At 33.1% G+C, this 7,238-nt stretch carries 6 protein-coding genes; 2 read left to right on the top strand and 4 right to left on the bottom strand.

Translation table 11 applies throughout. The annotated features are described in order from the left end of the window. The 4 genes from PHC28_RS13180 to PHC28_RS13165 form a co-directional block, all read right to left on the bottom strand. Positions 1-800 (bottom strand): aldehyde dehydrogenase family protein (locus tag PHC28_RS13180; RefSeq protein WP_300101361.1); only part of this gene is annotated, 800 nt, incomplete at its 3' end. A 196-nt stretch (positions 801-996) separates the two neighbouring features. Beyond that, positions 997-1,923, bottom strand: a complete 927-nt coding sequence (locus tag PHC28_RS13175) for a magnesium transporter CorA family protein (RefSeq protein ID WP_300101358.1) — start codon at positions 1,921-1,923, stop codon at positions 997-999. 278 nt (positions 1,924-2,201) lie between these two features. After that, positions 2,202-2,567, bottom strand: coding sequence for a hypothetical protein (locus PHC28_RS13170; protein ID WP_300101354.1), 366 nt, complete (start codon positions 2,565-2,567; stop codon positions 2,202-2,204). Positions 2,568-2,584: 17 nt separating this feature from the next. Next, positions 2,585-3,688: an endonuclease/exonuclease/phosphatase family protein gene (locus tag PHC28_RS13165; RefSeq protein ID WP_300101351.1), complete on the bottom strand. Its 1,104-nt coding sequence runs from the start codon at positions 3,686-3,688 to the stop codon at positions 2,585-2,587. A gap of 130 nt (positions 3,689-3,818) precedes the next feature. On the opposite strand from PHC28_RS13165, the gene PHC28_RS13160 reads away from it, so the two are divergent. Together PHC28_RS13160 and PHC28_RS13155 are read left to right on the top strand one after the other, a co-directional pair. Beyond that, positions 3,819-6,590 (top strand): carboxypeptidase-like regulatory domain-containing protein, encoded by a 2,772-nt coding sequence (locus PHC28_RS13160; protein WP_300101348.1) that lies wholly within the window; start codon positions 3,819-3,821, stop codon positions 6,588-6,590. An 11-nt stretch (positions 6,591-6,601) separates the two neighbouring features. After that, a partial coding sequence (locus PHC28_RS13155; RefSeq protein WP_300101346.1) for a DUF5689 domain-containing protein occupies positions 6,602-7,238 on the top strand: 637 nt, incomplete at its 3' end.

Genomic DNA, 7,238 nt, shown 5'->3' with positions numbered 1-7,238 from the left:
AGAATGGTTTTTCCAAAACGTTCTGCAACAGTTTTTGAAACGTGACGCCCAATTCTAGTAGAACCTGTAAAAGAAACTAATGGAATTCGTTTATCGTTATTGATTAAATCTCCTGATTCGTTTCCGGTTACCAAGCAACTTACACCTTCGGGAACATTGTTTCTTTTGAGAACTGTTTTTATAATATTCTGGCAAGCAATACCACATAAAGGCACTTTTGAACTTGGTTTCCAAATGGCAATATCACCACAAACAAAAGCTATCATTGCGTTCCAACTCCAAACCGCAACTGGAAAATTAAATGCCGAAATGATTCCAACGGTTCCAATTGGATGGTATTGTTCATACATTCTGTGCATTGGACGTTCTGAGTGCATCGTTAATCCGTATAATTGACGTGATAATCCTACTGCAAAATCACAAATATCTATCATCTCCTGAACTTCGCCGTAACCTTCCTGAAGGCTTTTTCCCATTTCGTAAGAAACCAATTTGCCAAGAGGCTCTTTGAATTTTCTTAATTCATCTCCCATTTGGCGAACGATATCACCTCTTCTTGGTGCAGGAACCAAACGCCATTCTAAGAAAGCTTCTGATGCTTTTTGCATTGCTTTTTCATAATCCTCTTTAGTAGAAGTTTTAACTTTTGCTATTAAAGCTCCATCAGCAGGCGAATAACTTTCGATGATTTTGCCGTTGGCAAAGTTGTTTGCTCCGGTCGATGTGCCTTCGTTTATGGCTTCAATACCTAATTGTTTTAAGGCTGATTGTATTCCAAATTGGTCGGTTATTGTTATCATTGTAACTTTTTTAGTTATAATTGTTATATTTTAATACAAATATATTATATAAAGATGAAAAAGAAAGTAAATGACTAAAATTTAATACGTTAAAAAATGAAATTCTATTCCAAAATCTTACGGTTTTAGAAACCGTATCTATTTAAAATACAACCAAAGCAAAGGGAACGGAAAAAGTAAATGGGCTTTGAAAATTTTAGAACAAATTCTTTTTCTTAAACAAAAATACACTGGAAACAGAAATCACGAGAGAAATCATTAAAACAATCCAAAATCCGAAGGGATTTAGTTGAAGATTGTTGGGTACATTCATTCCGTATAAACTTGCTATAACTGTGGGAATCATCAAAATGATTGAAATGGAAGTCAACCGTTTCATAATTACGTTCAAATTATTTGAAATTACTGAAGCATAAGCATCCATCATTCCGGTTAAGATGTTACTGTAAATATTAGTAGTTTCTTCGGCTTGGCGTAATTCGATTTCAACATCTTCGAGCAATTCTGGATCAAATGTGTCTTTTTGAGCTTTTAAATTTTTGATTCTGCGAAACAAAACATCGTTACCTTTTAAGGAAGTGACAAAGAAAACCAAACATTTTTCTATTTGCCACAAGGCCTGAAGTTCTTCATTTTTAATGGATTTTTCAAGATTATCTTCGGCGAGTTTGATTCGTTGATTAATTTGTTTTAGATATTTTAAAAACCAAATGCTTGAGGAAAGCAATAATTTTAGCACTAAATCAAAATCGTTCTCAATAGTGATTTTTTTGCGTTTTGTGTAAGTGACAAAATCTGAAAGAATGTCTGTTTGGTGAAAACAAAGAGATACAAAAACATCATCTTTGAACATTAAGCCTAATGGAGCTGTGTTGAATGGTAATTTTGGGTCATTGCTTTTGAAAGGAATTCTAAGAATAATAAGCGTCCAATCGTTTTCGGTCTCGATACGTGGTCGTTCGTCAATATCTTCAATATCGCTATAAAAATCTTCGGGAATTTGCAGTTCTTTGAGAAGAAATTTGGTTTCTTCTTTTGTGGGACAAACTACATTAATCCAGCAGTTGTCTTCACGGTTTTCGGTTTGAGTTAAACCATTATTGTTTTTGTAATAAGTAATCATAATGCAAAACGTTTTTTTAGGAATAACGCTTACATTATGCAACGACTATTCCTGTTTATCTTTTCTTTTCTCCGAATAATAATCGTCCATTTGTGGATGCTCTATTTTGTTTTTGCAAAAGTATAACTTTTAATCCTAAAAAGCGCCTATTAATCCTAAACTAAAAATAGTAGAATAGCTTTTATGATGATTTCGCAATTTTTGTGGGCAGAATTATTAAACTTTCACGTTTGCTAGATTGAAAAGATAAAACATAAGTGTTTTAAATTGATTCAAAATCACTCTTTCTTAACATCAATGCTTATCGGATTGAATATTTGAGGAATTTGTTTTGGGTCGTTTTTATAAGTGGAAATTGTTCCTTTTACATAAATAACTCGATCTTTTAAATCTTCGATTTTAATGTTTAGTTTTTCGAGATAACTGTTCGTGATTACTACACTAAAAATACTTTCTGGATAAGGTTTGTCGATGTTAATGAAATTCGTGTTTTTCCCTTCTGAAGCGAGTTTAAATGAAACCACTTTTCCAACTACACAAACTTCTTTGTCCATATATTCTTTGACTTTGACAGTTGTAATGGTGTCTTGAGAAAAACAATTTGTCGAAAATGCGAACAGAAATACTAAAATTAAATTTTTCATTTTATTTGTTTTTTAAATTATTTAACTTCTTTAATCAAATAAACATACACGGGAAAGTGGTCACTAAATCCCACCTCATTTGCTTGATGTCTAAGCGGATATCCTTTGTATTGACCTGTAGTTTGAATCATAAACGGCTTGTTGTAAATTCCAGCTTTCCAATATTGAAAAGAAGAAAAATCAGTCTTGATTAATGTTTCGGAAACCATAATTTGGTCAAAAATATCTCCTGCATCTCTATAAAACAAAGAGGCATTTCCGTCTTTGGCCATTTGTTCGAAAGGATTGTAAACGCCAAATTGTTTTACTTCCGATTTTTTTAACTTGGCTCCAACACCTTCTTTTACGCTTTTGTTATAAGCTCCATCATTCAAATCTCCCATTAAAATGATTTTGGCATTGGGATTTACTTTATAAACAGAATCCATTACTTTCCTAGCTAGTCTTCCTGCAGCTTCACGGAAAGGGCTGCTTTTTTTCTCACCACCAGAACGCGAAGGCCAGTGATTGACTAATAAGTTAATTTCTTCGCCATCAAGAAAACCAGTAACTAACAGAATATCACGCGTATAAATACGATTGTCTTTAGTAACTTCTATTTTATCTTTATCAGCTTTGTCTTCTTCTGTTTCTTTATCCTTTTCATTATTATTTCCTCTATAAATTATCAATGGAATATTGACAAAACTTGTGGGTTTGAAATATTTCTTTTGATATAAAAGTCCCACATCAATTCCTCTTTTGTCGGGAGAATCAAAATGCACAATTCCGTAATCGAGATTGACTAGATTAGGCGTTTTTATTAAATCTTCAAGAACGCCACGGTTTTCAATTTCAGAACATCCAATAAATGTTGGCGCTTCTTTTTGTTGGTCATTGGTGCCTATTTGCATGATAACTCTCGAAAGGTTTTGAAGTTTTTGGTTGTATTTTTTTGAAGTCCAGTTTTGTGCTCCAGTTGGAGTCCATTCCTCATCATTATTAGGATTGTTGATGGTGTCAAATAAATTCTCGAAATTATAGAAAGCAACAGTATGCACTGCATATTTTTTTACTTGTGCTTTAGCCTCCAACATTGAAGATAAAACAAACAAAAGGACGATAAAATTTTTAATTCTCATGATATGGCTTGGTTTTGATGAAATTTTTAACAAAAACTTAGGGACAAAAGTAGATAATAAAAATTATAAATGTAGCTTTGTAGTCATTAAGAAATTAATTTTCTTCACTACCCTTAATTTATTTTTATCTATGAAAAAACTTATTATTAGTACATTATTTGTAATGCAAGTGGTGTTTACTTTTGGGCAGTCAATTACCGGAATTTCAGGAAAGGTAGTTGATTCCAAAACACAGAAACCAATACAAAGCGTTGTGGCTTCAATTCAAAACACAAATTTGACGCAGTTATCAGATTCTAACGGAAAATTTTCTTTTGAAAACATTCCTACAGGAAAACAACTATTGCTTGTAAAAAGCTTTGGTTACAAAGATCAGTTAATTCAACTAGAAATTGTTGACGGACAATTATTAGATTTAGGAATCATTACATTAGAAACAGACTTAACCCAAGAAAAAATATCGGGCTTGATTACCATTTCAGAAAATGATTTGAGTGATGACAATAGTGGCTCAGAAAGTACTGCTAGTTTGCTTCAAGCAAGTAAGGATATCTTTTTACAGGCTGCTGCTTATAATTTTGGTGCTGCTAGATTTAGCGTAAGAGGAATAGATAATGAATATTCTAATGTGATGATCAATGGAATTTCTATGAATCGTGTCGCAGACGGAAGACCACAATATGGAGATTGGGGTGGTTTGAACGATGCTACTAGAAATCAAGAATTCACTAACGGTTCGGCTCCTTCAGATTACTCTTTTGGAGGAATTGCTGGAACTCAAGAAATTAACACACGAGCTTCCATATACAGACCTGGAACAAGAATTTCCTTTCTTAATACTAATACCAATTATAGTTTTAGAGCAATGGGAACAACTGCCTCTGGAATGAATAAAGATGGTTGGGCTTATGTAGTTTCTGGCGGAAGACGTTGGGCTCAGGATGGTTACTATGAAGGAACAAATTATGCAGCCAATTCTTTATTTGCGAGTGTTGAAAAGAAAATCAACGACAACAATAGTTTAAACTTTACTGCTATTTATGCTCAGAATAAAAGAGGCAAAAATTCTCCAAATACTGCCGAACAAACTGAATTAGGTGGGCAAAAATACAATTCCTATTGGGGTTACCAAGAAGGCGAAAAAAGAAATTCGAGAGTTAAAAGTACCGAGGAGCCTTTATTTATGTTAACCCATTATTGGAAAGTAAATACTAAGACTAATTTGAATACCACAATTTCTTATCAAACAGGTCAAATAGGGAATAGTCGATTGGACTATACAGAATCTGACAATCCTGACCCAACATATTATAGAAAATTACCAAGTTTTTATTCTAATTATTTCTTTAATGGTGTTTACACAGGCGATTCGCCAGCTAATATTGCTAATGCAGAAGCAACAAGAGTTAAATTTCTTGCCAACAAACAATTAGATTGGAAAGAAATCTACCGAGTAAATGGAGAGCCTGCGGCAGTCGTTGACGGAAGCCGTGTCGTGTTATATGAAGACAGAAGCGATGAAAATATTGCCACTTTCAATACGAATTTAACTTCTCAACTTTCTGATAATGTAATATTAACCGCTGGGGTAAATTACTTGTCTTCAAAAACTAAGAATTTCAAAAATATGCTTGATCTTTTGGGAGGAACTTTTTTCAAAGATATAAGCACTTTTGGTTTGAATGAAAACCAACAACAATCAGATTTGAATAATCCATTTAGAACATTGGGTGTGGGCGAACATTATGGATACAATTATAATATTGATGTAAATAAATTAGATGCCTTTACACAGTTTAAATTTGTTTACAAAAAGGTAGATTTCTATTTAGCACAAACTTTCTCACGTTCAAATTATCAAAGAGATGGTTTGTATAAAAACGGTTATTACCCAACAAGTTCTTTTGGAAAAAGTGAAAAAAAGGTTTTTGACAACTTTGGATTCAAAGGAGGTTTAACCTATAAATTAACTGGAAGAAATTTCATAGACTTCAACGGAATTTATATGACAAAATCACCAAATTCTAAAGATGTTTTTCCAAATTCTCGTGTAAATAATTCTATTACAGAAGGGATTTCAAATGAAACCATCAAAGGAGTAGATGTGAGTTATGTAGTTAAAGCTCCAAAATTCAAAGCACGTTTCACAGGATATTTCTCTGAAACATTAAATGCAACCGACATAAACTTTTATTACGCTGATGCGGTAAGTAGTGCTGGAAACGGAGCGTTTGTTTCTGAGGTAGTTACTGGAATGAATAAAAAGAATAGAGGTATAGAAGCTGGACTTGAATATCAATTAACATCAACTATCAAAGTTACTGGAGTTGCTGCTTATGGAGAATATACCATCACAAATAATCCAAATGTAAGTTTGACTGATGATGCTTCTTCAACAGTAACACAATACGGTCAAACGCATTTAGCAGGATATAAACAAGCGGGAATGCCTCAACAAGCTTATTCAGTTGGAATAGAATATAGAGACCCAAAATTTTGGTGGATTGGTGCTAACGCCAATTATTTAGCTGACAATTATCTTGATGTATCTTCAATAAGAAGAACCGATAATTTCTACACGAATGTTGATAACGCAGGAATAACAATAGACCAAAGTTTAGCAGACAGTTATTTGAAACAAGAAAAGTTTAACTCTTTCTACCTATTTAATCTTGTGGGAGGAAAAACTTGGAGAATAGATGGAAAAACTTTAGGGCTTTTCGCAACCGTAAATAATGTTTTAGATATTACCTATAAAACTGGAGGTTTCGAACAATCTAGAAATGCAACTTACAGACAAGAGTTTGAGGACCGCCAAAGTGGTGGTCATGGGGTATTTGCTCCAAAATATTTCTATGGATACGGAAGAACATATATGGTAAATGTATATTTAACCTTTTAAAATAAAGCATTATGAAAAATAAAATAAAAAATATAGCCATAGTTATTATTTCAGCTAGTTTGTTTTCAAGCTGTGTAAATGATACTTTTAATACTCCTGTTCAAGATACTTGCGTTAGTCCAGGATTGACAAAAACCAAGGAAGTTGCAGATTTATATGCAAGTGCGCCTACAAATGGGACAACTGTTATTCATCATCAGTATATAGATCCTGCTGATCTAACAAAGGGAGAAATTAACGATTATATTGAAGCCTACGTAATTTCAAGCGACGAAGGTGGGAATTTCTATAAAAGTATGTACTTTCAACCTGTAGATGGATCAAAAGGATTTAACCTTTCAGTTGATGAAGTAAATGCTTACACAAAAACCTTTTTCCCAGGCAAAAAAGTCTTTTTAAAACTAAACGGTTTGGCTTATGCAAATCCTACCAGTTATGGAAGAGGTTTGATTTTTGGAGCTCCTCCAACAGAACAATACGCTGTTGATAGACTATCTGGTTTAGAGTATAAAAATTATTTAATTCCTTCTTGTGATGTAGTTAGTGAAGATGCCATTATTCATAACATAACGCTTTCTCAAGCATTTAGTGATACTTACTTAAACACTTTGGTAGAAATTGACGATGTTCAGTTTGCTGACGAATCTG

It is taken from the genome of Flavobacterium sp., assembly GCF_028712645.1.
Lineage (GTDB): Bacteria > Bacteroidota > Bacteroidia > Flavobacteriales > Flavobacteriaceae > Flavobacterium.
Note: the sequence above shows the minus strand (reverse complement) of the source record. Positions and strands in the feature narration are given on the sequence as shown.

Bases quoted from the DNA above. Each gene is read 5' to 3' on its own strand.
- PHC28_RS13160 (WP_300101348.1), top strand. From the start codon at position 3,819: ATGAAAAAACTTATTATTAGTACATTATTTGTAATGCAAGTGGTGTTT.
- PHC28_RS13170 (WP_300101354.1), bottom strand. From the start codon at position 2,567: ATGAAAAATTTAATTTTAGTATTTCTGTTCGCATTTTCGACAAATTGT.
- PHC28_RS13165 (WP_300101351.1), bottom strand. From the start codon at position 3,688: ATGAGAATTAAAAATTTTATCGTCCTTTTGTTTGTTTTATCTTCAATG.
- PHC28_RS13175 (WP_300101358.1), bottom strand. From the start codon at position 1,923: ATGATTACTTATTACAAAAACAATAATGGTTTAACTCAAACCGAAAAC.